Here is a 24,355-nt window from a genome sequence, read left to right as displayed (position 1 = left end):
GAGGTATGTCGGTTATTCCCCCTGAGTCATCGAAAATTCTGGAAATTTACCTGCTGCTGGCGCAGTACCCCATGCTGGCTTCCTCCATCCGTCGGCGGATGCGCGAGGAGTTGTTCCAGCGTGGGATCATTTCGCCGGAGCGGTTCGAGCAGGAAATCCGCGAAAAGGCCATCGAATCGCAGAAGCGCGAAGGGCTGGGCGATGAGCAGCGTCCGGAGGACAGCGAACGTTGGGAGTTGCGCTATCACCGCATCCGTCGCATCCTGACCGATTTTTACTTTGCCTACAACCTGCCGATTGAACTGCTGCACAAGATTGTAGATGATGTGCTGGCCGATCGCGGAGGAGAGCGCCCGCCGGTTGGATCGGAAATCAGCCTGCGTTTCAACCCGGAACTGGCTCCGCTGGAGATGGTACTGCGTCAGGCAGAAGCCTACGAATCTCTGCCGCCGGAGCAGCGCGCTCAGGTGCAGCACCATCTCGAAGAGCTGCGGGTGGTGCTGCTCAAAAGCCTGCTGAGTGACCAGCTGGGCTTCATCCGAATTGCCAAACGCTGGTTCACGGCTGCCGATTTCAGCTACATCATCCGCCACCGCATCGGCAGCGGCAAAATTGGCGGCAAAGCCGCCGGAATGCTGCTGGCCTATAAAATCCTGCAGGCGACTGTCCCCCAGTTGGCCGAGCGCATCACCCTGCCACGTTCGTACTTCATCGGTGCGGATGTGTTCTACGACTTCCTCGCGCTGAACGATCTGGAATACGTCAATCAGAAGTACAAATCGGATGAGCAAATCCGGCAGGATTACCCGCTGATTCAGGAAAAATACGCCGGCGGGCGCTTTCCGGAGGAGATTGCCGATCAACTGCGCGACCTGCTGCGCGAGGTGGGCAACACCCCCCTGATCGTGCGCTCTTCCAGCCTGTTGGAGGATAATTTTGGCGCGTCATTTGCAGGCAAGTACCTGAGCGTTTTCTGCCCCAACCAGGGCAGCCTCAAAGAAAACCTGCGCGACCTGACTCTGGCAATCCGGCGGGCGTATGCCAGCATTTACAATCCGGATGCGCTTTCGTACCGCCGCCGGATGGGGCTGATTGACTACGACGAACGCATGGCGATCCTGATTCAAGAGGTGCAGGGTCAGCCGTATCGGGGGAAGTATTTCCCGTCAGCAGCCGGCGTTGCCTACTCGTTCAGCCCGATTGTGTGGAACCCGCGCCTGCGCCGGGAGGAGGGCTTTGCCCGCCTGGTGGTTGGGCTGGGGACGCGCGCCGTGGAACGCACCCCCAACGATTACCCCCGCCTGATCGGTCTGAGTCATCCTAACCTGCGCCCGGAGGTGACCCCGCAGGCGATCCGCCAGTACTCTCAGCATCAGATGGATGTGATTGACTTGCAAAGCAATGCGCTGGTCACTCTGCCGGTGCAAGAGGTGCTGGGGACGGACTTTCCGGCACTGCGCTGGGTCATCTCGGTGGACGATGGCGAGACAATCCGCCCGCCGTTGACGCTGGGGCTTTCGCTGCAGCCCAGCCAGTTCGTGGTCACGTTTGAACGGCTGCTGCAAACCGATTTCGTTCCCCTGCTGCGCAATATTCTGAGCCGATTGGCGGAGGAGTACCACTCGGCGGTAGATGTGGAGTTTGCCCTGACGATTCAGCCGGGGGAAGGTGGCAAGCCCGACCTGAAATTTCACCTGCTGCAATGCCGCCCGCATCACAGCTGGAATGCCGATTTGGCGGTGCGGTTGCCAGAGGGAGTGCGCGACGAGGATGTGATCTTTGTCAGCAACCGGATGGTGCCGCTGGGGGTGGTGGAGGGGGTGGAGTACATCGTCTTTGTGGATCCGGAAAAATACTACCGCCTGCCCTCGGCGCATGATTTCAGCGAAACAGCCCGCCGGATTGCCCAGATCAACCGCGCGCTGGAAGGCAAAAACTTCGTCCTGATCGGGCCGGGGCGCTGGGGCTCGACCGATTTCATGCAGGGTGTGCCGGTCACCTATGCCGATATTTTCAACACCCGCGCGCTGATCGAACTGACCAGCCGCAAAGGCGGCTATGCCTCCGAGCCGTCCTACGGCACGCATTTCTTTCAGGATCTGGTCGAGTCGGGCATTTTCCCGCTGGCGGTTTCGGCGGAAGAAGAAGACGATTATCTCAATCTGGCATTTTTGCGCCGGGCAACTGACCAGCGGTCAGTCTGGATTGAGGAAAATTCGGCGGCGCTGGAGTGCATCAAAGTCATTCACCTGCCGGCCGAGCGCCCAGCCCACCGGCTGGAAATTCGGATGGACGGCAAGAAAGGTATGGGTTATTTACGGCCGGCGGAGTAATGGTACAGGAAAGTGAGGTGTTTTTAAAGTGTCTTTATCCAATCCACAAAATCTGGTGATGAAATTTGGCGGGACGTCGGTGGGCAGTCCGGCGGCCATGCGTCAGACGGTGGAGATTATCATCCGTCAGAAAAGCCGCTCGCCTTACCTGACCGTTGTCACTTCGGCCCTTTCGGGGGTGACCGACTTGCTGCTGCGCAGCGCAACGGCTGCAGCGCACGGGGATGCCGAAGTGTACCAGCAGGCAACTCAGACTCTGACCGCCCGCCACGAGGAAGTTCTGAACGCTCTGGTGTGTGAGTCCAACCGCGCCGCAGCCGTGCGTGCCGAAATCGAGCGGATGATCGGCGATTTTGCATCGCTGTGTCTGGCGATTTATATCCTCGGTGAGGCTACCCCGCGGGCGCTGGATGCGGTTTCCTCGCTGGGGGAACGCATGGCGGTGCGTCTGCTGGCAGCTGCTCTTCAGGAACAGGGCTGCCCGGCTCAGGTGGTTGAGGCAACCAGCCTGATCATCACGGATGATCACCATCAATCTGCCTACCCGGAATGGACGGCGACCCAGACGGCGGTGCGTGAGGTGCTGCCGCCTCTCCTGCAAAGGGGCATCGTCCCGGTGGTGACCGGCTTCATCGGCGCAACCCGCAGCGGCGTAGTAACCACCCTTGGACGGGGCGGCTCGGATTACACGGCTGCTCTGCTGGGGGCGGCTCTGCCGGCTGACGAAGTCTGGATCTGGACGGATGTGGACGGCGTGATGAGCGCCGATCCGCGCATCGTACCGGAGGCGCATACCATCGAGGAACTGACCTTTCGCGAGGTGGCCGAACTGGCTTACGCCGGCGCCAAGGTGCTGCACCCCAAAACCATCCGTCCGGTGATCGAAGCCGGCATTGGCCTGCGCGTGCTGAACACCTTCAACCCGGATCATCCCGGCACGCGGCTGGTGGCCGAAAAACCCCCCGAAAATCATTCCAGCATTGTCAAATCGGTTACCGCCATCCGCGGGATGAAACTGGTTACCGTCGAGGGGCGTGGTATGCTGGGTGTGCCGGGTGTGGCGGCGCGCACTTTTGCGGCAATTGCCTCCACCGGCACCAACATCTCGCTCATCTCGCAGGCATCTTCCGAGCAGGCCATCTGCATTGCCGTACCGGCTGCGGCAGCCGAGCGGGTGATTGCCGCCATTCAGAACGAGTTTTACCGCGAAATTCAGGGCAAGGACATTGACCGGGTGTGGGCAACCGATGAGGTGGTCATCCTCACGGTGGTGGGTGAGGGGATGCGCAGCACGCCGGGGGTCGCCGGTAAGGTGTTCAGCGCACTTGGCGAACAGGGCATCAACGTGATCGCCATCGCGCAGGGTTCATCGGAGGTCTCGATCAGTTTTGTGCTGAAGGACGAGGACACCCAGGCGGCGGTACGCACATTGCATCGTCAGGTCATTCCCCATCAGGAGGTGCAGGCATGAGCAAGATTCCGGTTGCCGTGCTGGCCGCAACCGGCAGCGTCGGCCAGCGTTTTGTGCAGTTGCTGGACAATCATCCGTGGTTCGAGGTGGTGGCGTTGACCGGTTCGGAGCGCGGCCATGGAAAAACCTACGGCGAGGTGTGCCGCTGGCTGTTGCCAGAGCCAATGCCCGATTGGGCGAGGATGATGCCGGTGCTGCCCAGTGAAGCCGAATCGCTCAACGGGGCTCGTCTGGCGTTTTCGGCGCTGCCAGCCGATATCGCCCGTCAGGTTGAGCCCGCCCTGGCGCAAGCCGGGATTGGGGTGTGTTCGAATGCTTCCGCCTACCGCCGTGAGCCGGATGTGCCGCTGCTCATTCCGGAGGTGAATCCGGAACATGCCCGCCTGGTTGAAGTTCAGCGCAGGCGGCGCGGCTGGACGGGCTGGATTACCACCAACCCGAACTGCACCAGCACCGGCATGACGATTGCCCTCAAAGCCCTGCAAGACGCCTTTGGCTTGAAGCGGGTGTTTGCCGTTTCGCTGCAGGCCCTTTCCGGGGCGGGTTACCCCGGGGTTGCCTCGCTGGATATTGCCGATAATGTCATCCCGTTTATCAGCGGTGAGGAGGACAAGGTCGAGTGGGAACCGCGCAAGATGCTGGGCAAACTGGAAGGCGAGGAGATCCGCCTTGCCGAATTCGGCATTTCGGCGCATACCAACCGGGTGGCAGTGACCGACGGTCATTTAGTGTGTCTTTCGGTCGAACTGGCTGGGCGGGCTGCTCCCGAACAGGCTGCCGCTGTACTGGCAGAGTACGAAGCTCCCGCTCCGGTGGCGGATCTGCCTTCGGTAGCCCGACCGGTGATTGTGGTGCGCGAGGAGGAAAACCGCCCCCAGCCGCGCCTTGACCGGATGACCGGCCGGGGCATGACGACGGTGGTGGGACGGGTGCGCCCGGATGCTCTCTTTGACCTGCGCCTGACGGTGCTTTCGCACAACACCATCCGCGGGGCGGCCGGCGGCTCGCTGCTCAACGCCGAGTTGATGGTACGGTTGGGGTATGTGTCTTGAACTCCACCAATGTAAAGAAAAGGTTAAAATTTTTGAAAGGTACTTGACTTTTGACTCCAATTGTCCTACAATAGGGCGAAATTTCCCCAATTTGGAAAAATTTATCCCCCGATGATTTCGTTCTTCTCCCTGTTCATTCTTATCGCGATTTTGGTTCTCGTTATTGTACTCGAGAACCCATTACCCGTTTGGGCGGTAAGAGTGAGCGCAGGAGAGTCCAGAAGCAGATAAACTCAGACCTAACGCATAGCAAAGAAAAAAGACCGCCCAACCGGGCGGTCTTTTTTGATAACCCGTTATCGCCAGAGGAAGAACCATGCGCTCCACTCCCATCAAAACCAGACTTGAATTTGCACCTCACCGGGCTTTACTCAAAGCCACCGGCGTAACCGATGCCGATTTGGGTAAGCCGTTTATTGCGATTGTCAATTCCTATGTGGATATCGTCCCCGGTCATGTTCACTTGCAGGCATTTGGAAAAAAGATCAAAGAAGCCGTCCGCGCTGCTGGCGGTGTGCCGTTTGAGTTCAACACGATTGCCGTGGATGACGGTATCGCCATGGGACACGAGGGGATGAAGTTTTCGCTGCCCTCACGCGAGCTGATTGCCGACTCGATTGAGACGATGATTTCCGCCCACCCCTTCGATGGCATGGTATGCATTCCCAATTGCGACAAAATCGTTCCGGGCATGTTGATGGGGGCTGTGCGGGTCAACATTCCGGCCATTTTCATCTCCGGTGGGCCGATGGCGGCCGGGCGCACCCCGGATGGCGAGGTGATTGACCTGATCTCGGTCTTCGAGGGGGTTGGAGCGGTGCAGGCCGGCCGGATGAGTCGCAGCCGACTGAAAGTGCTGGAAGATTACGCCTGCCCCTCGTGCGGTTCGTGTTCCGGCATGTTTACCGCCAACAGCATGAACTGCCTGATGGAAGCGCTGGGGATTGCTCTGCCCTACAACGGCTCGGCGCTGGCGAATACGCCGGAGCGCGAGGAACTGGCTCAACGGGCGGCCGGGTTGATTTTGGATCTGGTCGAGCGCGACCTGCGCCCGCGCGACATCATCACCCCCGAGGCGATGGACGACGCCTTTGCGCTGGATATGGCGATGGGCGGCTCAACCAACACCATCCTGCACGCCCTGGCCATCTGCAACGAAGCCGGATTTCCCTACTCGCTTGAACGGATCAATCAGGTATCGGCAAAGGTGCGTCACTTGTGCAAGGTCAGCCCGGCCGGCAAGTGGCACATGGAAGATGTCCACCGCGCCGGCGGTATCCCGGCGATTTTGAACGAAATTCAGCGCGCTACGGGCATGCTGCACCTCGACCGCCCGACCGTGAGCGGTAAAACGATGGGGGAGAACCTGCAGGGAGCAGAAATCCGCGATGAAGAGGTCATCCGCCGCTGGGAGAACGCCCACTCAACCGACGGCGGGCTGGCGATCCTCTTCGGCAATCTGGCGCCGCGCGGTTCGGTGGTCAAGACCGGCGGTGTTTCGGCGAATATGCGCCGTTTCAGCGGGCCGGCGCGGATTTACGAATCGCAGGAAGATGCCCTGCGCGGCATTCTCGCCCACGAAGTCCAGCCCGGCGATGTGGTGGTCATCCGCTACGAAGGCCCGAAGGGCGGACCGGGCATGCAGGAGATGCTCAGCCCGACCAGCGCCATCATGGGCATGGGACTGGGCGATAAGGTGGCCCTGATCACCGACGGGCGTTTTTCGGGTGGCACACGCGGCGCCTGCATTGGGCATGTTTCTCCGGAGGCGGCGGCCGGAGGTCCAATTGCGGCGCTCAAGCCCGGTGATGTGATTGAAATCAACCTCGATGAGCGCAGCCTGAACGTGCACCTGAGCGACGAGGAAATTGCCCGTCGGCTGGCAGAACTGCCGCCCTTTCAACCGCGCACGACCAGCCGCTGGCTGCGCCGCTATCAGCAGTTTGTTACCAGCGCCGATACGGGGGCGGTGCTGATGTGTTGAGAAGGATTACTCATTCATTCTATTGAGCCGTCATTTTCATCATTCGTCAAAGGAGGAAGCAATGAAATTAACCGGTGCACAAATTGTTTGGGAGGTGCTGAAACGTGAGGGGGTTGAAGTGGTGTTTGGCTATCCGGGCGGGGCTAACCTGCCAATTTACGACGCCATGCTGGATTACCCGGTACACCATGTGCTGGTGCGCCACGAGCAGGGTGCAGCCCACATGGCGGATGCCTATGCGCGGGTGAGCGGCAAGGTGGGGGTGGCCATGGCGACTTCCGGGCCGGGCGCTACCAACCTGACCACCGGCATCGCCACGGCAATGATGGACTCTTCGCCGACCGTTTTCATCACCGGGCAGGTGGTCAGCCGGTTCATCGGTTTTGATGCCTTTCAGGAAACGGACGTCACCGGTATCACCCTGCCGATTACCAAGCATAATTACCTGGTCACGCGGGTGGAGGATGTTGGCCCGGCCCTGCGGGAAGCCTTTTACATTGCCCGTAGCGGGCGCCCCGGCCCGGTGCTGGTGGATATTGCCAAAGACGCCCAGCAGAACAGCACCGAGTGGCAGTATGACCCGGCTCCGCTTAAGTTGCGCGGTTATCGTCCGCAGCGTCACCCGCTTTGCCGGCAGGTGGAGCAGGCCCTTGAACTGATTGCGCAGGCGCGCAAGCCGTTGATTCTGGCCGGGCAGGGCGTGCTGCTTTCCAACGCCATGCGTGAATTGCAGGAATTTGCCGAACGGGCGCAAATTCCAGTGGCGATGACGCTGCTGGGCATCGGCGGTTTTCCGGCTTCGCATCCGCTCAATCTGGGCATGATGGGCATGCACGGCGAGGCGTGGGTCAACCAGTCCATTCAGGAAGCCGACCTGCTGCTGGCGTTTGGGATGCGCTTTGATGACCGCGTGACCGGCAACCTGAAGACCTACGCTCCGAATGCCCGCAAGATTCACATTGACATTGACCCGGCCGAGATCAACAAGAACGTGCGGGTGGATGTCGGGATTGTCGGCGACCTGCGGGAAACGCTGCAAACCATGCTGGAACACCTGCCCCGGCTGGATCATTCGGTCTGGTTGGAACACATCCAGGAGATGAAAGGCGAAAGCGCCGTGCGCGACATTCAATACCTGCCGCCGGACGGCCATCTGTACGCTGCACATGTGATTCACGACCTGTGGCGTTTCACCGGTGGGGATGCAATCATCACCACCGATGTGGGCCAGCACCAGATGTGGGCGGCCCAGTACTACCGCGTGGACCAGCCTTTCCAGTGGATCACTTCCGGCGGACTTGGGACGATGGGCTTTGGCCTGCCGGCCGCCATCGGGGCTAAATTTGCCCGCCCGGAAGCGGAGGTGTGGGCGATTGTCGGTGACGGCGGTTTTCAAATGACGGCTGCCGAACTTTCCACGGCTGCTCAGGAGGGCATCAAGGTCAATGTGGCCGTGATCAACAACGGCTATCTGGGCATGGTGCGCCAGTGGCAGGAGTTCTTCTACGAACGGCGCTACGCCGCAACCCCGATGCGCAGCCCGGATTTCGTCAAACTGGCTGAGGCACACGGGCTGACCGGTTTGCGGGTTGAACGGCGCGAGGATGTTCAGGCGGCTTTGGAGACCGCCCGCGCCAGCGATGGCACGGTGGTGATTGATTTCCGGGTGGAGCAGGAAGACAGCGTCTATCCGATGGTGCCGGCCGGGGCCGACCTGCACAACATGATCCGCCGTCCGGTGCGCACGGCGATTGTCGAAACCGGAGAGGATGAATTGTGATGACTATGGAGCGGAAAATGGCGCATACACTGGTTGTTCTGGTTGAAGACAAACCCGGCGTGCTGAACCGCGTGGCTTCGCTCTTCCGCCGGCGGGCGTTCAACATCGAATCGCTGACCGTCGGCCACACCGAGCAGCCCGGTCTCTCGCGCATGACGATTGTGGTTGAAGGAGATGATTTCGCCATCGAGCGGTTGACGGCTTACCTGTATAAGCTGGTCAATGTGGTGCAGGTGGAAGACCTGACCCACACCCAGAGCGTGGTGCGCGATCTGGCGCTGATCAAAGTGCAGGCTCCGCCCGAAAGCCGCACCCAAATCATGCAGGTGGTGGATGTCTTCCGCGGGCGGGTGGTGGATGTTACCAACCAATCTTTGATAGTTGAATTAACCGGGGATGTGGAAAAAATTGACGGCTTTGTTGAGGTGCTGCGTCCGTTCGGCATCATTGAGATGGTGCGCACCGGCGTAGTCGCCATGGAGCGCGGCAGTACGCCGTTGTATGTGCCGCTCAACGGCAACGGGCAGGCCCACCCGCACCCCGAAACAATTTCCGAAAACTGAGACGTGAGGAGAAGCAAACATGGCAAAAATGAACTTTGCAGGCGTTGAAGAAGAAGTGGTAACCCGTGAGGAATTCCCTCTCAGCAAAGCACAGGAGGTTTTGAAGGATGAAGTGGTCGCCGTGCTGGGGTACGGCGTGCAGGGCCCGGCGCAGGCGTTGAATTTGCGTGATAACGGCATCAAGGTCATCGTGGGGGTCAACCCGGGCGGCAAATCATGGGAGAAGGCTCAGCGGGATGGCTGGGTGGTGGGTGAAACCCTGTTCTCGATGGAAGAAGCCGCGGCGCGCGGTACGGTAGTGCAGTACCTGGTATCGGACGCTGCCCAGAAATTGACCTGGGAGCGCATTCGCCCGTGCCTGAAAGAAGGCGATGCCCTCTATTTTTCCCATGGATTTGCGGTGGTGTACAAAGATCAGACCGGTGTCGTGCCGCCCGCCTATGTGGATGTGGTGATGGTCGCCCCGAAAGGTTCGGGCACCAGCGTGCGCGCCAATTTTCTGGCAGGCAGCGGCATCAATTCCAGCTTTGCGGTGGCGCAGGATTACACCGGCCGGGCACGCGAGCGCACGCTGGCGCTGGGCATCGCCATCGGCTCCGGCTATCTGTTTGAAACCACCTTTGAGCACGAGGTGTATTCCGACCTGACCGGTGAACGCGGCGTGCTGATGGGCGCGCTGGCCGGCATCATGGAGGCTCAGTATCAAACGCTGCGCGCACACGGCCACACCCCGTCGGAGGCTTTTAATGAAACGGTCGAGGAATTGACCCAAAGCCTTATTCGGCTGGTGGCTCAAAACGGGATGGACTGGATGTACGCTAACTGCTCAGCAACCGCCCAACGCGGGGCACTGGACTGGCGGCATGAGTTCCGCAACGCTACCCTGCCGGTCTTTGAGCGCCTGTATCAGTCGGTTGCCAGCGGGGAAGAAACCCGCCGCGTGCTGGAAGCCAACAGCCAGCCGGATTATCAGGAAAAATTAGCGGAAGAACTGCGGCAAATGCGGGAATCGGAGATGTGGCAGGCCGGGGCAATGGTGCGCTTCCTGCGCCCCGAAAACTGGCAAAAAACCGCCGGTTGATTTTTTATCGGTTCATCAGGAGGAAAGCGATGAGCGAACCCTATGTACGCATTTTCGATACCACCCTGCGAGATGGCGAGCAGTCGCCCGGTGCGACCATGACCAGCGCCGAAAAGCTGGAAGTGGCGCGCGGGCTGGCGCGGCTGGGGGTGGATGTGATCGAGGCTGGCTTCCCGGCGGCCTCGCCGGATGATCTGGAAGCCGTGCGCCGGATTGCCATCGAAGTCGGTAATTCGGCGGATGGCGGGCGGGTGCCGATCATCTGCGGGCTGGCGCGTGCCACCAAAAGCGATATTGACAAAGCCTGGCAGGCGGTTCAGCCGGCTGCGCGACCGCGCATCCACACCTTTTTAGCCACTTCGGAAATTCACATGCAGTACAAACTGCGCATGACCCGTCAGCAGGTGTTGGAACGGGTTGCCGAAATGGTGGCATACGCCCGCAGTCTGTGCGAGGATGTCGAGTTCAGCCCGGAGGACGCCGGGCGGAGTGACCCGGAATTCCTCTATGAGGTACTGGCGGTTGCCATCCGCGCCGGGGCAACCACCCTGAATATCCCCGATACGGTGGGCTACACCACCCCGGATGAATTTGGCGCGCTGATTGCCGGAATCATCCAGAACACACCGGGCATCGAAAACTGCATTGTTTCGGTGCATTGCCACAACGACCTGGGGCTGGCAACCGCCAACACGCTGGCCGGTTTGCGGGCCGGCGCCCGCCAGGCCGAAGTGACCATCAACGGTATCGGCGAGCGGGCTGGCAATACCGCCCTGGAGGAGGTCGTCATGGCGCTCCACACCCGCCCGCAGTTTTACGGCCTGCACACCGGCATTGATACGACGCAGATCAGCCGTATCAGTAAACTGGTCAGCAACTACACCGGTTTGCCGGTGCAGCCCAACAAGGCGATTGTCGGCGCGAATGCCTTTGCCCACGAAGCCGGCATTCATCAAGACGGGATGCTCAAGCATTCCCTGACCTACGAGATCATGCGTCCCGAAACAGTTGGGGCTACACAGAGCAAACTGGTTCTGGGCAAGCACTCCGGGCGGCACGCCCTGCGCACCCGTCTGGCGGCGCTGGGTTACGCGCTGGATGAGTCTGAAATGGATCAGGTGTTTGAACGGTTTAAGCACCTTGCCGACCGCAAGAAGACCATCACCGATGCCGATTTGGAGGCGCTGGTTTCGGACGAATTGTACCAGCCGCGCGAGTTCTTTGCGCTGGACGGTTTACAGGTGGCCTGCGGGACGATGGGCATGCCCACCGCCACCGTGCGCCTGCGCGGCCCGGATGGTCAGCTGCATGTCAGCGCAGCGGTGGGCACCGGGCCGGTGGATGCGGCCTACAAAGCCATTGATGCGATTGTCAAAGCCCCCAATACCTTGCAGGAATTCGTCGTGCACGCCGTAACCGAGGGGATTGATGCGCTGGGAGAAGTAACCGTGCGCATCGAGGGCATTGACGCCTTGCTGCAAATCAGCCCGCAGCGCGAGGCTGAAGTGCCGCGTACCTTTGGCGGCTACGGTGCCGATACGGATATTGTGGTGGCCAGTGTCAAAGCCTACCTGGCTGCCCTGAACAAGTTATTGGTGGCCAGCGGTCAGTACGGCAGTGTGGAGCAGTCGGCAGTTCAGCCGGTTTAATCGGTCCTTTTTTTCAATCATTCGCCAGAGAGGAGACTGAATCATGAACCCCATTTTTTCCGCTTACTTTGAACCAGATGATCCGGCGCAAGCCTTTGTGCGCCCCAATACCATCCCCGCCGGATGGGATATGACCGACTTTTTGATGAAGAGTCATCCCCACCGCCCGGCTGCCGAAATGAACGGCACCGCCTATGAACAACATCTTCGTCAATCGGTGAGTGAGTATGAGCCGCCCAAAAACGTTGTTTGAAAAAATCTGGGAAAGTCATGTCGTTACCCAACCGCCGGATTCGCCGGCTGTTCTGTACATAGACCTGCATCTGGTGCATGAAGTCACCTCGCCGCAGGCGTTCAGCGGTCTGCGGGCGCGGGGTTTGCGTGTCCGCCGCCCGGAGCGGACGGTCGGCACGCTCGATCACGGCATCCCCACCCTCAGCAAGCCCAACGGCAACGGGGATGGCCGGCTGGCGTTTGCCGATGAGCTCAGCCGCCGCCAGATCATGCAAATGGAAAAAAACTGCCGCGAGTTCGGCATTCCGCTGATGGGACTGGGCAGCCCGAATCAGGGTATTGTGCATGTGATCGGCCCGGAACTGGGGCTGACTCAGCCGGGCATGACGATTGTCTGCGGTGACAGCCACACTGCCACCCACGGCGCGTTTGGTGCGCTGGCATTTGGGATCGGCACCAGCGAGGTGGAGCATGTGCTGGCCACTCAATGCCTGTTGCAGCGCAAGCCCAAGACCTGCGCGGTGCGCATCGAGGGGCGATTGAAGCCGGGCGTTACCGCCAAGGATGTCATCCTCGCGCTGATCGCCCAGATTGGGGTGGCTGGCGGCACCGGCTATGTGTTTGAGTACATGGGCGAAGCCATCCGTTCCATGAGCATGGAAGAACGCATGACCATCTGCAACATGTCCATCGAAGGCGGGGCGCGGGCTGGCATGATTGCTCCCGACGACACGACCTTTGAATTTCTGGCCGGGCGGCCGTATGCGCCGCAAGGTGAGGCGTGGGAACGTGCCGTTGCCCGCTGGCGCACCCTGCCCAGCGATGAGGGCGCTGCCTTCGACCACACCGTTTATCTGGATGCCAGCCGGCTGGAACCGATGGTCACCTACGGCACCAATCCCGGCATGGGAATCCCGATCAGCGGACACATCCCCTCTCCGCAGGAGATCAACGATGCCGCTCAGCGGGCTGCGCTGGAAAAATCGCTGGCGTACATGGGGTTGCAGCCGGGCGCGCCGCTGCTGGGTCATAAACTGGATGCCGTCTTTATCGGCTCCTGCACCAACGGCCGGCTGGCCGACCTGCGGCAGGCGGCTGCGCTGCTGCGCGGGCGCAAGGTGGCGCCGGGGCTGCGGGTGCTGGTGGTGCCGGGCTCACAGCAGGTCAAAAAACAGGCCGAAGCCGAAGGCCTGCACCGTGTCTTTCTGGAAGCCGGAGCGGAATGGCGCGAACCGGGCTGTTCGATGTGCATTGCGATGAACGGCGATCAACTCGAACCGGGGCAGTACGCCATCAGCACCAGCAACCGCAACTTTGAAGGGCGGCAGGGCAAGGGCGGGCGCACTTTCCTGGCCAGTCCGCTTACGGCGGCTGCCTCGGCGTTGACCGGGGTTGTCACCGATCCGCGCCCCTATCTTTCGTGAGGAGCCAGAGCCATGCAGCCCTTTACCCGCTTAACTTCAACCGTGGTGGTCTTGCCGGTCAGCAACGTGGATACCGACCAGATCATCCCGGCGCGTTTTCTGAAAACGACCGACAAAAACGGGCTGGGCGCCAGTTTGTTTGCCGACTGGCGTTACCTGCCGGACGGCAGCCCCAACCCGGAATTCGTTCTCAACCAGCCTCAAAGTCAGGGGGCGCAGATTTTACTGGCCGGCGATAACTTTGGCAGCGGCTCCTCGCGCGAACACGCTGCCTGGGCATTGCTCGGTTGGGGCATTCGGGCGGTAATTTCCACAACCATTGCGGATATCTTTCGCAACAATGCCCTCAAAAACGGGTTGCTGCCGGTGGTGGTCTCCCCAGAGGTGCACGAACGGCTGATGCAGATTTTTGGCAGCGACCCCGCTCAAAGGCTGACGATTGATCTGGCCTCGCAGACGCTGGAACTGCCGGACGGCAGTACGGCAACCTTCCCGATTGACCCGTTTAGCAAAACCTGTCTGCTGAACGGCGTGGATGAACTGGGCTACCTGCTCGGTTTGGAGGCTGAAATTGCCCGTTACGAAGCGCAGCGCCAATTTTAGAGGTTCCCGGAGGAGCGTGAGAAAATGAAAATCGAAATCTACGATACTACCCTGCGCGATGGTACCCAGCGTACTGACATTTCCCTTTCGCTGAATGATAAACTGGCAATTGCCAAACGGCTGGATGAGTTTGGGGTGGACTTCATCGAAGGCGGCTGGCCGGGCTCCAACCCCAAGGATGCCGAGTTTTTTGCCCGCGCTGCCGAGATGGAATGGAAGCACGCCGTCATTGCCGCCTTTGGGGCGACCTGCGCGGTCAACAAGACCCCTGCCGAGGATGACAACATTCGTGCCTTGCTGGACTCGAAAGCGCCGGTTTGCACGGTGGTGGGTAAATCCTCGCTGCTGCATGTCCATGAAGTACTGCGCACCACCCCGCAAAACAACCTGCGCATCATCGAGGAATCACTCGCCTATTTGACCGCGCAGGGCCGGCGGGTGATTTACGATGCCGAACACTTCTTTGACGGTTACAAGGAGGACGCCGAATACGCCTTGCAAACGCTGGCGGCGGCACTGCGCGGTGGAGCCGAGACGCTGGTGCTGTGCGATACCAACGGCGGCAGCATGCCGTGGGAGGTGAGCGAGATTGTTCGGGCGGTACGGGCGCGCTTTCCGCATGCCCGACTGGGTATCCACACCCACAACGACGGCGAGTGCGCGGTGGCCAATTCGCTGGCAGCCGTGCGGGAGGGATGTGTGCAGGTGCAGGGCACCATCAACGGCTACGGCGAACGCTGCGGCAATGCCAATCTGTGTTCGGTCATCCCCGATTTGGAATTGAAGATGGGCTACACCTGCCTGCCGTCCGGTCATCTGGCTCAGTTGACCGACCTTGCCCACTACGTAGCCGAGATCGCCAACCTGGCTCCGGATGAACATCTTGCTTATGTGGGACGGGATGCCTTTGCCCACAAGGGCGGCATTCATGTGGCCGCTATGCGCCGCACGCCGCGTTCCTACCAGCATATTGACCCGGCTCTGGTCGGCAACCGCTCGCAGGTGGTCGTTTCGGAACTGTCCGGACGGGGTAATCTGCTCAGCAAGGCCGAGGAAAACGGGATTGAAATTGACGATCAGGTCAATCTCAATCAGGCACTGCGAGAAGTTAAGGCGCTGGAAGCCAAAGGTTTTTCGTTCGAGGCGGCCGATGCTTCGGTCATGCTGATGCTGCTGCGCCAGAAAGCCGATTATCAGCCACCGTTTGAACTGGTGGACTTCACCGCTGAGGTGGAACACCGCGCCGGGCGGGGGATGATTGCCGAGGCAACCGTCAAGGTGCGGGTTGGTGGCGAGTTAATCCACACCGCCGCGGAGGGCAACGGGCCGGTGGCGGCGCTGGATGCCGCCCTGCGCAAGGCGCTGCTGCCCTACTACCCGCAAATTGCCCGCTTTCACCTTTCGGACTACAAGGTGCGCATTCTGGACGGCAACAACGGTACCAGTGCAACCACCCGCGTGCTGATCGAAACCCGCAACGGCCACCGTGCCTGGGGGACGGTCGGTGCCAGCACCAACATCATCGAAGCCTCGTGGCGCGCGCTGACTGATTCGATTGAGTACGGCGTTCTGGTCGTCGAAGCCCAGCCGCAACCCGAAGCGGTTCATTGAAAGGAATTGTCTTTGCCATGACCTTTACCATCATTGTATTACCCGGCGACGGGATTGGCCCCGAAGTTACTCATGCAGCCCGACAGGTGCTGGATGCTGCCGCAGCCCAAACCGGGATTGAAATTACCTACAAAGAGCGTCTGATCGGCGGCTGTGCGATTGATCGGCTGGGGACGGCGCTGGACGAAGCCACTCTGGCGGAGTGCCAGCAAGCGGATGCCGTGCTGCTGGGTGCAGTTGGCGGGCCGAAATGGGATGATCCCACTGCGCCCGTCCGTCCCGAACAGGGGCTGCTGGCACTCCGCAAGGGATTGGGCGTGTTTGCCAATTTGCGGCCGGTGCGGGTGTACCCTGTTCTGGTGGATGCCTCGCCGCTGCGTCCCGAAAGGTTGCAGGGAGTGGATTTGCTGGTGGTGCGTGAGTTGACCGGTGGGCTGTACTTCGGTGAGCCGAAGGGCCGCCTGCGGCAGGACGGGCGTGAGGGGGCGGTCGATTCGCTGGTGTACTGGGATTACGAAATCGAGCGGGTGGTGGATCTGGCTTTTCAACTGGCAGCCGGGCGGCGCGGGCGGTTGGCCTCGGTGGACAAAGCCAATGTGCTGGAAACGTCGCGCCTGTGGCGGCAGATTGTTCAACAGGTCAGCCGGCGCTACCCGCAGGTGCAGGTCGAGCATGTGCTGGTGGATACGGCCGCCATGCGGCTGGTGACCAGTCCGGCTGCCTTTGATGTGATTGTCACCGAAAACATGTTTGGCGACATTCTGACGGATGAGGCCGCCGTGCTGGCCGGTTCGATGGGCTTGCTGCCTTCCGCATCGCTGGGCGGGAGGGGCGGCGGCTTGTACGAGCCGATTCACGGATCGGCCCCGGATATTGCCGGGCAGGGAATTGCCAACCCGCTCGGCGCGATTCTCAGCGCGGCCCTGCTGTTGCGCTATGCCCTGAAGCAGGAAAAAGCGGCGCGTGCGGTGGAACAGGCGGTGGAGCGCGCCCTTCAGGAGGGCTGCCGAACCCGCGATCTGGGCGGCAGCCTCTCCACCCGGGCAATGACCGATGCCGTGCTGGATCGGCTTTCTTTGGAGGATTCATTCTAATCTTTCATCAAAGGAGAATTCATCATGACGGAAAACGAAGGTTATACCTGGCTGGACGGCCAACTGGTCAAAAACGAGCAGGCGATGGTGCCGTTTATGACCTCGGCTTTGCATTACGGTTTGGGCGTTTTTGAGGGCATCCGCTGTTATGCCACACCGCGCGGGCCGGCGATCTTCCGGCTGAAGGATCACATTCAACGGCTGTTGGAATCGGCCAAGATTCTGGGGTTTCGCTCGCTGCCGTTTACCCAGGAGCAACTTGAAGAAGCCTGCCGCGAGGTGGTGCGGGCCAACGGCTTTGAATCCTGCTACATTCGCCCGTTGATTTTCTTCGACAGTCAGGTGAAGAACCTCAATCTGGATGTCGGCTGGGCGCGGGTGGGGATTTCCGCGTGGTACTGGGGGGCTTATCTGGGCGATGAGGCGCTGGAAAAAGGCGCCCGCATGAACATCTCGTCCTTTACCCGCCTGCATCCAAATATCATGATGACCAAGGCAAAAATCACCGGCAATTACGCCAACAGCGTGCTGGCTAAAACCGAATCGGCACGGCTGGGCTTTGATGAAGCCATCATGCTTGACCCGCAGGGCTATGTGGCTGAATGCACCGGCGAAAACCTGTTCATCGTTCGGCGCGGGGTGATTTACACACCCGGTACCTGGGCGGTGCTGGAGGGCATTACCCGCGATGCCATCATCACCCTGGCGCGCGATTTGGGCTACGAGGTGCAGGAAGCCCAGATCAGCCGCGATCACCTGTACGTGGCGGAGGAGTGTTTTGTGAGCGGCACGGCTGCCGAAATTGTGCCGGTAACCGAGATTGATCACCGTGTGATCGGCAGCGGGCGGCGCGGCCCGGTGACCTACCGCTTGATGCAGGCTTTTCACGCGGTGGTGCGCGGTGAGGATGAACGCTATCAGCACTGGCTGGATCTGGTCAATCCATGAGCGGTTTGCGGGTTGCCTTTCAGGGTGAACCCGGCGCCTATTCCGAAGCAGCCATCTTTGACCGTTTGGGCAGCGACGCGGTCAGCCTGCCGTGCGAATCGTTCGAGCAGGTGTTCGAGGCGGTTCAGAGCGGACAGGCGGCGCTGGGTTTCATTCCGATTGAAAATTCTCTGGCGGGTAGCATCCATCGTAACTACGACCTGCTGCTCCAGCACAATTTGCATGTGGTGGGCGAGCATCACCTGCGGATTGCCCACTGCCTGATTGCCCTGCCGGGGGTACGGCTGGAGGAGGTACGGCGGGTGATCAGCCACCCGCAGGCGCTGGCGCAGTGCAGCGAAAACCTGCGCCGATTGGGGCTGAAAAGCGAGGCGGTGCATGATACGGCCGGGGCGGTGCATCTGGTGCGCCAGCGCGGTGAGCGCGATCTGGCGGCGATTGCCGCGCGCCGGGCAGCCGAGTTGTACGGGATGCAGGTGCTGGTGGAAGGGCTGGAGGACAACCCGCTCAATTTCACCCGCTTTTTGCTGATTGCCTGTCAGCCAGTTGAAGCGGGTGGGGATGCCAAGACCTCGATTGTGTTCAGCCTCAAAAATCAACCGGGGGCTCTGTTCAAGGCGTTGAGTGTGTTTGCCCTGCGCGAAATTGACCTGACCAAGATCGAATCGCGTCCGCTGGTGGGCAAGCCGTGGGAGTACTTCTTCTACATTGATCTGGCGGGTTCCATCGGCGAAGAGCGGGTTCAAAACGCCTTGCGCAATCTGGGTGAGTTTGCTACCTTTTTACGGGTGTTGGGGTCGTATCCCCGTCAGCGGCAGATGGGCGGAGACTCTTCACTACGTTCGGAATGACGTAAACTGGTTTATGTCATTGCCACGCCACCGTCAGGCGGCGTGGCAATCTCCCGCAAGGCTGTAGGGGGCAAGGGCGGGGATTCCCACCTGCACTGCAAAGTGTTGCTTCGCTCGGAATGACATTAAAAAGGAAATGTCATAAAGCCAGAAAAAAAAGTCTGGCTTCACCTTGCAATTTTATAAGTCTATTTTTGGTTACAAATCGGTTATGATTTAATGGTATGCGCAGAGCAGAATTCCCCTATTTGCCCGATTTGCTGATACTGGCGCTGCGCTGGTTAGTGCTGGTTGTTTTCATAACAATCCAGGCGCTTGCCGGGGTGCCTTCCGTTCTATTTTTGGGGGCGATTGCGGCAACCGCCGGCCTCAACTTGATTTTTTCCATTCTGGCAGTTGCCAACACCCGTCTGCCGGCTCACCGGTTGATCGGCGTGGTATTCGATGTGCTGATCGGTGCGGCGTTTTTCTACACCAGCGGCGGGTTGGGAGGACCCCTTTCATGGGCGGGGGTGTTGGCGATCCTTAGCGGGGCGCTGTATTATGAATGGCGCGGGGCGTTGTTCAGCACCCTGCTGGTGACCCTGCTGGAGGGCGGGGTTACTCTGCGGATGATCGGCACGGAAAGTCTCCCGGCTTATTTGCTGCCGGCCAGCCTTTTGCTGGCAATTCACCTGACGGCCATGCTGGTGCTGGGGCTGCTCAGCCGGCGGGTGATGCGTTTGCTGCGCCAGCGTTACCGTAGCCTGCTGGCGTTGCGCGAAGAAACCGAACGCAAGGCTCAGATCAAAGAACGCAAGCGGCTGGAAATTTTTTACTCGATGGTGGAAACGCTCAGCGCTACTCTGAATTATCAGGTGGTGTTGGATACTGCACTGAACCTCACCCAGAGCGCGCTGGGTGAAGAAAGCGAGACCACTCGCCTGATCAGCGCTGTGCTGCACTTTGAGGGCGATCAAATGGGGATCGGCGAAGCACGCGGGCTTTCACCGGCTGACCGGCGGGTGGTGTTTTACGCCAAAGAGGGCGGGCTGGCGCGCGCCCTGAAAAGCGGCCAACCACAGTTGATCTCTAACCCGGCTGCCGACCCGGAGCTGAAACGCCTGCTGGCGTTACAGACCTGTCAGGCGGCACTGGTGCTGCCGCTGATGCGCGGAATGCAGATTTATGGGGTGATGGTGTTTGCCCATCCGCAGGCTGAATTTTTTACCAGCGAACGCTGCGATCTGCTCGAAATGATTGGTCATCAGGTGGTGATTGCCATTCAGAACGCTCGCCTGTTCGAGGAGATCGAAGAGGAAAAAAATCGAATTCTCAGCGCACAGGAAGAAACCCGCAAGAAACTGGCGCGAGACCTGCACGATGGACCGACTCAACTGGTTGCGGCAATTGTAACCCGGGCGCAAATTGCGGCAAAAATGCTGCAACGCAAACCAGAAGAATTACCGCAAGAGCTGCAACGGATTGAGGAACTTGCTCTACGCGCAACTCAGGAACTGCGTCATATGCTGTTTACCCTGCGGCCGCTGGCACTGGAAAGCGACGGATTGAACGCCGCATTGGAACAAATGGCCGGCAAGATGAAAGAAGTCTACCAGCAAAATGTGGCATTGGAAATTGAGCCGCAGGCTGTGGATGCATTGGATCTGAACCGGCAAAGCGCAGTGTTCTATCTTGTAGAAGAAGCCATCAACAACGCCCGTAAACACGCTCAGGCAAGCCTGATTCGGGTGCGGTTAAAACGCTTGCCCGATGATGAGGGGATGGTCTTTCTGGAAATTGCCGACAATGGTAAGGGATTTGATGTAAATGGTGTGCTCAATTCCTATGAAAAACGGGGAAGTTTGGGTATGATTAACCTGCGCGAGCGGGCTGAAATGATTAACGCCGTCTTGCGCGTCCACTCGGCTCCGGGTAAAGGCACTCGCGTTCAAGCCATCATTCCGCTGGACGAAGCCGCAGTAGACCGCTTGCAACGCGGAGTGGCGAAAGTCCCTCAAGCCAATTAATCACGCCGCACAGGAAAATTCACATGCCCTTGACAGCCGGAATTGCCTATTCGCTGCATGAGGGGGGCAAAAGTGATCAAAAAGCCGTCATCCTGATTCACGGGGCAGGCGGCAGCCATTTGGACTGGCCAGCCCAATTTCGGCGGCTGACTGGTTACACGGTCTACGCAATTGATCTGCCGGGGCATGGGCGTTCTACATTGCCGGGTTGTCAATCGGTTGAAGAATACGCCGAAGTGCTGCTGGAATTCCTGGCGGATTTGGGGCGCTTTCAGGCGGTTTTTGTCGGACATTCCATGGGGGCTGCGATTGCTTTGTATCTGGCGTTGGAATTTCCACAGCACGTGGCCGGCGTGGGGCTGTTCTCGGCGGCGGCTAGCTTCGATGTGCCATCTGGACTGGTGGATTACCTGAGTAGTCCTGCCTCGGCGCCGCTTGGCATCCGCTTAATTCGGGAGCGGCTGATTACCAGCACCACCAGCCCTGAACTGGCTGCCCGCATTTCGAGCAGTTTGCACAAGGTACGCAGCAGTGTGCTTTACGGCGACTGGCTGGCCTGTGCCCGTTTTGACATTCGGCAGCGGCTCAACCAGATTCAATCCCCGGCTTATATTGCCTGTGGGCGCCACGACCGCCTGACACCCCCTTCACGCTCGCGCTTCCTGGCCGATCAGCTGCCAATGGCCCGGCTGGATGTGATTGCAGATGGCGGCCATCTGCTCCCATTGGAGCGGCCCGACCTGCTTGCCGCACGGCTGACGGGTTTTTTGGACGATTTGCACGCCGCGTTGGAAAATCCGGCTTTGTGGATTAAATTACCCAAAAAAGACCCGGTTCAAACTGACGAAGAGTAAAAAACAACTGGAAATCTTCCCGCTGGCTGTGATACAATCGGCGCATGGATCACCTCTGGTCACCGTGGCGAATGAAATACATTCAGGGCAATGAAAAAAGCAGCCAGTGTGTTTTCTGCGCGGCGCCGCATCAGGAAGACGGACACGAAAACCTGATCATTGCGCGAGGTGAACGCGCCTACGTGATTCTCAATCGCTTTCCCTACACCAGCGGGCATATCATGGTTGTGCCGTACGATCATCAACCCAGTCTGTCCCAACTGGATGAGGCAACCCGATCGGAGATCATCGAGTTGCTTAACCGTGGTCTGCTGGTGCTGCAAAATGTCTATAAGCCGGAAGGATTCAATGTGGGGGCGAACATCGGCAGCGTGGCTGGGGCAGGCATTGCCGAGCATTTTCACTTTCACATTGTGCCGCGCTGGGCAGGAGATACCAATTTCATGTCCACCTTAGCCGGCACGCGCGTTCTGCCGGAGGCGTTGGAAGATAGTTTCCGCCGCATCCGCGAAGGCTGGGCGGCTTTGTTCGAAAAGTAATTTCAGAACGGATGGAGGAGTTTTTCAATGGCATCTGCATCGGTGCAATGGATAGGCGGACAACGTTTTGTGGGAATTGATTCGACCCATCACTCGGTTGTGCTTTCTACACCGGATGAAGGGGTGGGGATGAAGCCATCCGAGATGCTGCTGGTGGCACTTTCAGCCTGCACAGCCGTGGATGTGGTCAATATCCTCCAAAAAAAACGCATCGAATTGACCTTTTTGGAAATCAAAGCCGAAGCCGTGCAGGATAGCGACCCGCCGTGGACTTTTCGCAAGATTCACCTGTTATATCGTTTGGGTGGCCAGGGGCTGACGCCGCAAGCCGTCGAGCAAGCCATTCACCTCTCGGAAGAGAAATATTGTTCGGTATCCAACACCGTGCGGGGTGTGGCAGAAATTACCTACTCGTACGAAATTGTCGAAAAATAAATCCGCAAACGCAATTTGTGGTATACTGACGGCAGGTATTTGAACAAGGAAGGTGAGATGATTCGCAGTAACCTGTAAACAGCGGTGTTTTGTGGCAGCGCCCGGCGCGCGCATGGTCGCGTTTTCGTCCGAAGGCTTCTGCCTTCGGATTTTTGTATTAAATTGACAGGTTACTGAGATGCTTAGTGTTCAAAATCTAACCAAATCTTACGGAATTGAAGTCATCCTTCAGGATGTTTCGTTCAACCTCAACCCCGGCGAGCGGATGGGATTGATCGGAGCCAATGGGAGTGGAAAAACCACTCTGCTGCGTCTTATAGCCGGTGAGGAAAAGGCGGATCGGGGTGTAATCCGTTTGATTCCATCCTCGCTTAAGGTCGGCTATTTACCGCAAAGCGTTCGCTTTTTGCCTCAGGACACCCTGCAAAGTTATCTGAATCGCCTGCAGGGAGACCTTTCTATCCTGACGAGGCGGCTGGGGGAAGTGGCCGGGGCATTGATGAACCCAAATTGCCCGGCTGAATTGCAGGCGGAATACGATGGGCTGCTGGTTCAAATTGAGATCGCTGCCCAATCGGCTGGAGAAACGCCGCGTGTGCTGGCACGGCTGGGTTTAGATCACCTGCCGCCTGAGTTGCCGGTGAGCGCATTGAGCGGCGGACAAAAGACACGTCTGGCGCTGGCGGGTTTGCTCATCCACCGCCCGCAATTGCTGCTGCTGGATGAGCCGACCAATCACCTGGATGTCGAAATGCTGGAGTGGCTTGAAGAGTGGTTGCTGGATTTCAATGGCGCTGGGTTGATTGTTTCTCATGACCGCACCTTCCTTGACCGGGTTGCCACACGCATTCTGGCGATTGATGCAATTACCCATACTGCCCGGCTGTACGCGGGTAATTACACGGACTATCTGGAAGCGGTGGAAGCCGAGAGACAACGGCAGTGGCAAGCCTTTCAGGATCAGCAGGCTGAGATTGCCCGCCTGCGGGCAGCCGCTTCTCAGGTTCGCTCACGGGCTCGTTTTCATAAAGGTGGAAAAGCCGACCCTGCCAATACCGACGGATTCAGCGCCGGCTTTTTTGCCAACCGTGCCAAAGAAACCGTGCAGAAAGCCAAAAATATCGAAAAACGAGTGGAACGCTTGCTCACCGAGGAACGAATCGAAAAGCCGGCGCGCAGCTGGGAGATGAAAATTGAATTTGGCAGCCTGCCGGAAAGCGGACGGGATGTGCTGGTTTTGGAAAACCTGGCTGTCGGATATGAAAATCAGCCATTACTGAGCGATCTCAACTTAGTCCTGCGCTATGGCAGCCGAACTGCCCTGCTCGGCCCAAACGGATGCGGGAAGACGACCCTGCTTCGCACGATCCTTGGCTTGATCCCGCCGGTGAAGGGGAGAATCCGCCTTGGCAGTCAAGTGCGGGTTGGGTATATGGCTCAGGAACAGGAGACCTTACCGCCGGATAAGAACGCCTTGCAGATTGTCCAGGAATCAGGTGGTTGGAACGAAACGGCGACACGCTCGTTCCTCTCTCAGTTTCTGTTCAAAGGCGATGAGGTGTTCACGCCCGTGGGTGTGCTTTCGTTTGGTGAACGAGCCAGGCTGATGCTGGCCAGTCTGGTGGCACAGGGCTGCAATTTGCTGCTGCTGGATGAACCCATCAATCATCTGGATATTCCGGCGCGTACCCGCTTTGAACAGGCCTTGCAGAACTACCGCGGGACGATTCTGGCGGTTGTGCATGACCGTTACTTTTTGCAATCGTTTGCCACCCAATACTGGCGGGTGGAAGGCACGCAAATACGGGTGGTGGATCTGAAGCCGATGTTGTGAAATCAA

Annotated in this window: 20 protein-coding genes; all 20 read left to right on the top strand. The window is 59.2% G+C overall.

All coding sequences use genetic code 11. The features are described 5' to 3' along the window. The first annotated feature begins 5 nt into the window (after window positions 1-5). The 20 genes from AC812_RS05390 to abc-f all read left to right on the top strand — a co-directional run bounded on the left by AC812_RS05390 (window position 6) and on the right by abc-f (window position 24,349). The gene (locus AC812_RS05390; protein WP_061912806.1) at window positions 6-2,333 is read left to right on the top strand and encodes a PEP/pyruvate-binding domain-containing protein; all 2,328 of its coding nucleotides are present in this window, start codon (window positions 6-8) and stop codon (window positions 2,331-2,333) included. A gap of 28 nt (window positions 2,334-2,361) precedes the next feature. Continuing rightward, window positions 2,362-3,804 (top strand): aspartate kinase, encoded by a 1,443-nt coding sequence (locus AC812_RS05385; protein WP_114676065.1) that lies wholly within the window; start codon window positions 2,362-2,364, stop codon window positions 3,802-3,804. Continuing rightward, window positions 3,801-4,856: an aspartate-semialdehyde dehydrogenase gene (asd, locus tag AC812_RS05380; RefSeq protein WP_061912805.1), complete on the top strand. Its 1,056-nt coding sequence runs from the start codon at window positions 3,801-3,803 to the stop codon at window positions 4,854-4,856. The genes AC812_RS05385 and asd overlap by 4 nt, the downstream gene beginning before the upstream one ends. Before the next feature lie 316 nt (window positions 4,857-5,172). Further along, window positions 5,173-6,840 (top strand): dihydroxy-acid dehydratase, encoded by a 1,668-nt coding sequence (gene ilvD / locus AC812_RS05375; RefSeq protein WP_061912804.1) that lies wholly within the window; start codon window positions 5,173-5,175, stop codon window positions 6,838-6,840. A gap of 61 nt (window positions 6,841-6,901) precedes the next feature. After that, complete coding sequence (gene ilvB, locus AC812_RS05370; RefSeq protein WP_061912803.1) at window positions 6,902-8,620, top strand: biosynthetic-type acetolactate synthase large subunit; 1,719 nt, start codon at window positions 6,902-6,904, stop codon at window positions 8,618-8,620. Then, the gene (ilvN, locus tag AC812_RS05365; protein WP_236839224.1) at window positions 8,620-9,183 is read left to right on the top strand and encodes an acetolactate synthase small subunit; all 564 of its coding nucleotides are present in this window, start codon (window positions 8,620-8,622) and stop codon (window positions 9,181-9,183) included. The genes ilvB and ilvN overlap by 1 nt, the downstream gene beginning before the upstream one ends. Window positions 9,184-9,202: 19 nt before the next feature. Further along, the gene (ilvC, locus tag AC812_RS05360) at window positions 9,203-10,264 is read left to right on the top strand and encodes a ketol-acid reductoisomerase (RefSeq protein WP_061912802.1); all 1,062 of its coding nucleotides are present in this window, start codon (window positions 9,203-9,205) and stop codon (window positions 10,262-10,264) included. A gap of 29 nt (window positions 10,265-10,293) precedes the next feature. Next, window positions 10,294-11,913, top strand: coding sequence for a 2-isopropylmalate synthase (locus AC812_RS05355; protein ID WP_061912801.1), 1,620 nt, complete (start codon window positions 10,294-10,296; stop codon window positions 11,911-11,913). Window positions 11,914-11,956: 43 nt separating this feature from the next. Then, on the top strand, window positions 11,957-12,166 hold the full coding sequence (locus tag AC812_RS05350; protein ID WP_061912800.1) for a hypothetical protein: 210 nt from the start codon (window positions 11,957-11,959) through the stop codon (window positions 12,164-12,166). After that, the gene (leuC, locus tag AC812_RS05345; RefSeq protein WP_061912799.1) at window positions 12,141-13,571 is read left to right on the top strand and encodes a 3-isopropylmalate dehydratase large subunit; all 1,431 of its coding nucleotides are present in this window, start codon (window positions 12,141-12,143) and stop codon (window positions 13,569-13,571) included. Before AC812_RS05350 ends, leuC begins: the two co-directional genes overlap by 26 nt. Window positions 13,572-13,583: 12 nt before the next feature. Next, window positions 13,584-14,174: a 3-isopropylmalate dehydratase small subunit gene (gene leuD / locus AC812_RS05340; RefSeq protein ID WP_061912798.1), complete on the top strand. Its 591-nt coding sequence runs from the start codon at window positions 13,584-13,586 to the stop codon at window positions 14,172-14,174. A 24-nt stretch (window positions 14,175-14,198) separates the two neighbouring features. After that, complete coding sequence (gene cimA, locus AC812_RS05335) at window positions 14,199-15,785, top strand: citramalate synthase (RefSeq protein ID WP_061912797.1); 1,587 nt, start codon at window positions 14,199-14,201, stop codon at window positions 15,783-15,785. Between the two features lie 17 nt (window positions 15,786-15,802). After that, window positions 15,803-16,879 carry a 3-isopropylmalate dehydrogenase gene (leuB, locus tag AC812_RS05330; protein ID WP_061912796.1) on the top strand — a complete coding sequence of 359 codons (1,077 nt, stop codon included), beginning with the start codon at window positions 15,803-15,805 and terminating at the stop codon, window positions 16,877-16,879. 24 nt (window positions 16,880-16,903) lie between these two features. Then, window positions 16,904-17,827 carry a branched-chain amino acid transaminase gene (locus AC812_RS05325; protein WP_061912795.1) on the top strand — a complete coding sequence of 308 codons (924 nt, stop codon included), beginning with the start codon at window positions 16,904-16,906 and terminating at the stop codon, window positions 17,825-17,827. Then, window positions 17,824-18,678: a prephenate dehydratase gene (gene pheA / locus AC812_RS05320; RefSeq protein ID WP_061912794.1), complete on the top strand. Its 855-nt coding sequence runs from the start codon at window positions 17,824-17,826 to the stop codon at window positions 18,676-18,678. The genes AC812_RS05325 and pheA overlap by 4 nt, the downstream gene beginning before the upstream one ends. 224 nt (window positions 18,679-18,902) lie before the next feature. Next, window positions 18,903-20,687, top strand: a complete 1,785-nt coding sequence (locus tag AC812_RS05315; protein ID WP_061912793.1) for a GAF domain-containing sensor histidine kinase — start codon at window positions 18,903-18,905, stop codon at window positions 20,685-20,687. Between the two features lie 23 nt (window positions 20,688-20,710). Beyond that, window positions 20,711-21,541, top strand: a complete 831-nt coding sequence (locus AC812_RS05310) for an alpha/beta fold hydrolase (protein ID WP_061912792.1) — start codon at window positions 20,711-20,713, stop codon at window positions 21,539-21,541. 44 nt (window positions 21,542-21,585) lie between these two features. Continuing rightward, on the top strand, window positions 21,586-22,080 hold the full coding sequence (locus AC812_RS05305) for an HIT family protein (protein WP_061912791.1): 495 nt from the start codon (window positions 21,586-21,588) through the stop codon (window positions 22,078-22,080). Between the two features lie 27 nt (window positions 22,081-22,107). Continuing rightward, entirely contained in the window at window positions 22,108-22,515 is a 408-nt protein-coding gene (locus AC812_RS05300; RefSeq protein ID WP_061912790.1) for an OsmC family protein, read from the top strand. A gap of 178 nt (window positions 22,516-22,693) precedes the next feature. Next, on the top strand, window positions 22,694-24,349 hold the full coding sequence (gene abc-f, locus AC812_RS05295; RefSeq protein ID WP_061912789.1) for a ribosomal protection-like ABC-F family protein: 1,656 nt from the start codon (window positions 22,694-22,696) through the stop codon (window positions 24,347-24,349). Window positions 24,350-24,355: the final 6 nt, after the last annotated feature.

This window comes from Bellilinea caldifistulae (assembly GCF_001306055.1).
Lineage (GTDB): Bacteria > Chloroflexota > Anaerolineae > Anaerolineales > Anaerolineaceae > Bellilinea > Bellilinea caldifistulae.
The sequence above is the reverse complement of the archived record's forward strand: the minus strand, read 5'-3'. Positions and strand labels throughout refer to the sequence as shown.

Coding starts and splice junctions, on each gene's coding strand:
- AC812_RS05390 (WP_061912806.1), top strand. CDS start 6: ATGTCGGTTATTCCCCCTGAGTCATCGAAAATTCTGGAAATTTACCTG.
- asd (WP_061912805.1), top strand. CDS start 3,801: ATGAGCAAGATTCCGGTTGCCGTGCTGGCCGCAACCGGCAGCGTCGGC.
- ilvD (WP_061912804.1), top strand. CDS start 5,173: ATGCGCTCCACTCCCATCAAAACCAGACTTGAATTTGCACCTCACCGG.
- ilvB (WP_061912803.1), top strand. CDS start 6,902: ATGAAATTAACCGGTGCACAAATTGTTTGGGAGGTGCTGAAACGTGAG.
- ilvN (WP_236839224.1), top strand. CDS start 8,620: ATGACTATGGAGCGGAAAATGGCGCATACACTGGTTGTTCTGGTTGAA.
- ilvC (WP_061912802.1), top strand. CDS start 9,203: ATGGCAAAAATGAACTTTGCAGGCGTTGAAGAAGAAGTGGTAACCCGT.
- AC812_RS05355 (WP_061912801.1), top strand. CDS start 10,294: ATGAGCGAACCCTATGTACGCATTTTCGATACCACCCTGCGAGATGGC.
- AC812_RS05350 (WP_061912800.1), top strand. CDS start 11,957: ATGAACCCCATTTTTTCCGCTTACTTTGAACCAGATGATCCGGCGCAA.
- leuC (WP_061912799.1), top strand. CDS start 12,141: ATGAGCCGCCCAAAAACGTTGTTTGAAAAAATCTGGGAAAGTCATGTC.
- leuD (WP_061912798.1), top strand. CDS start 13,584: ATGCAGCCCTTTACCCGCTTAACTTCAACCGTGGTGGTCTTGCCGGTC.
- cimA (WP_061912797.1), top strand. CDS start 14,199: ATGAAAATCGAAATCTACGATACTACCCTGCGCGATGGTACCCAGCGT.
- leuB (WP_061912796.1), top strand. CDS start 15,803: ATGACCTTTACCATCATTGTATTACCCGGCGACGGGATTGGCCCCGAA.
- AC812_RS05325 (WP_061912795.1), top strand. CDS start 16,904: ATGACGGAAAACGAAGGTTATACCTGGCTGGACGGCCAACTGGTCAAA.
- pheA (WP_061912794.1), top strand. CDS start 17,824: ATGAGCGGTTTGCGGGTTGCCTTTCAGGGTGAACCCGGCGCCTATTCC.
- AC812_RS05315 (WP_061912793.1), top strand. CDS start 18,903: ATGCGCAGAGCAGAATTCCCCTATTTGCCCGATTTGCTGATACTGGCG.
- AC812_RS05310 (WP_061912792.1), top strand. CDS start 20,711: ATGCCCTTGACAGCCGGAATTGCCTATTCGCTGCATGAGGGGGGCAAA.
- AC812_RS05305 (WP_061912791.1), top strand. CDS start 21,586: ATGGATCACCTCTGGTCACCGTGGCGAATGAAATACATTCAGGGCAAT.
- AC812_RS05300 (WP_061912790.1), top strand. CDS start 22,108: ATGGCATCTGCATCGGTGCAATGGATAGGCGGACAACGTTTTGTGGGA.
- abc-f (WP_061912789.1), top strand. CDS start 22,694: ATGCTTAGTGTTCAAAATCTAACCAAATCTTACGGAATTGAAGTCATC.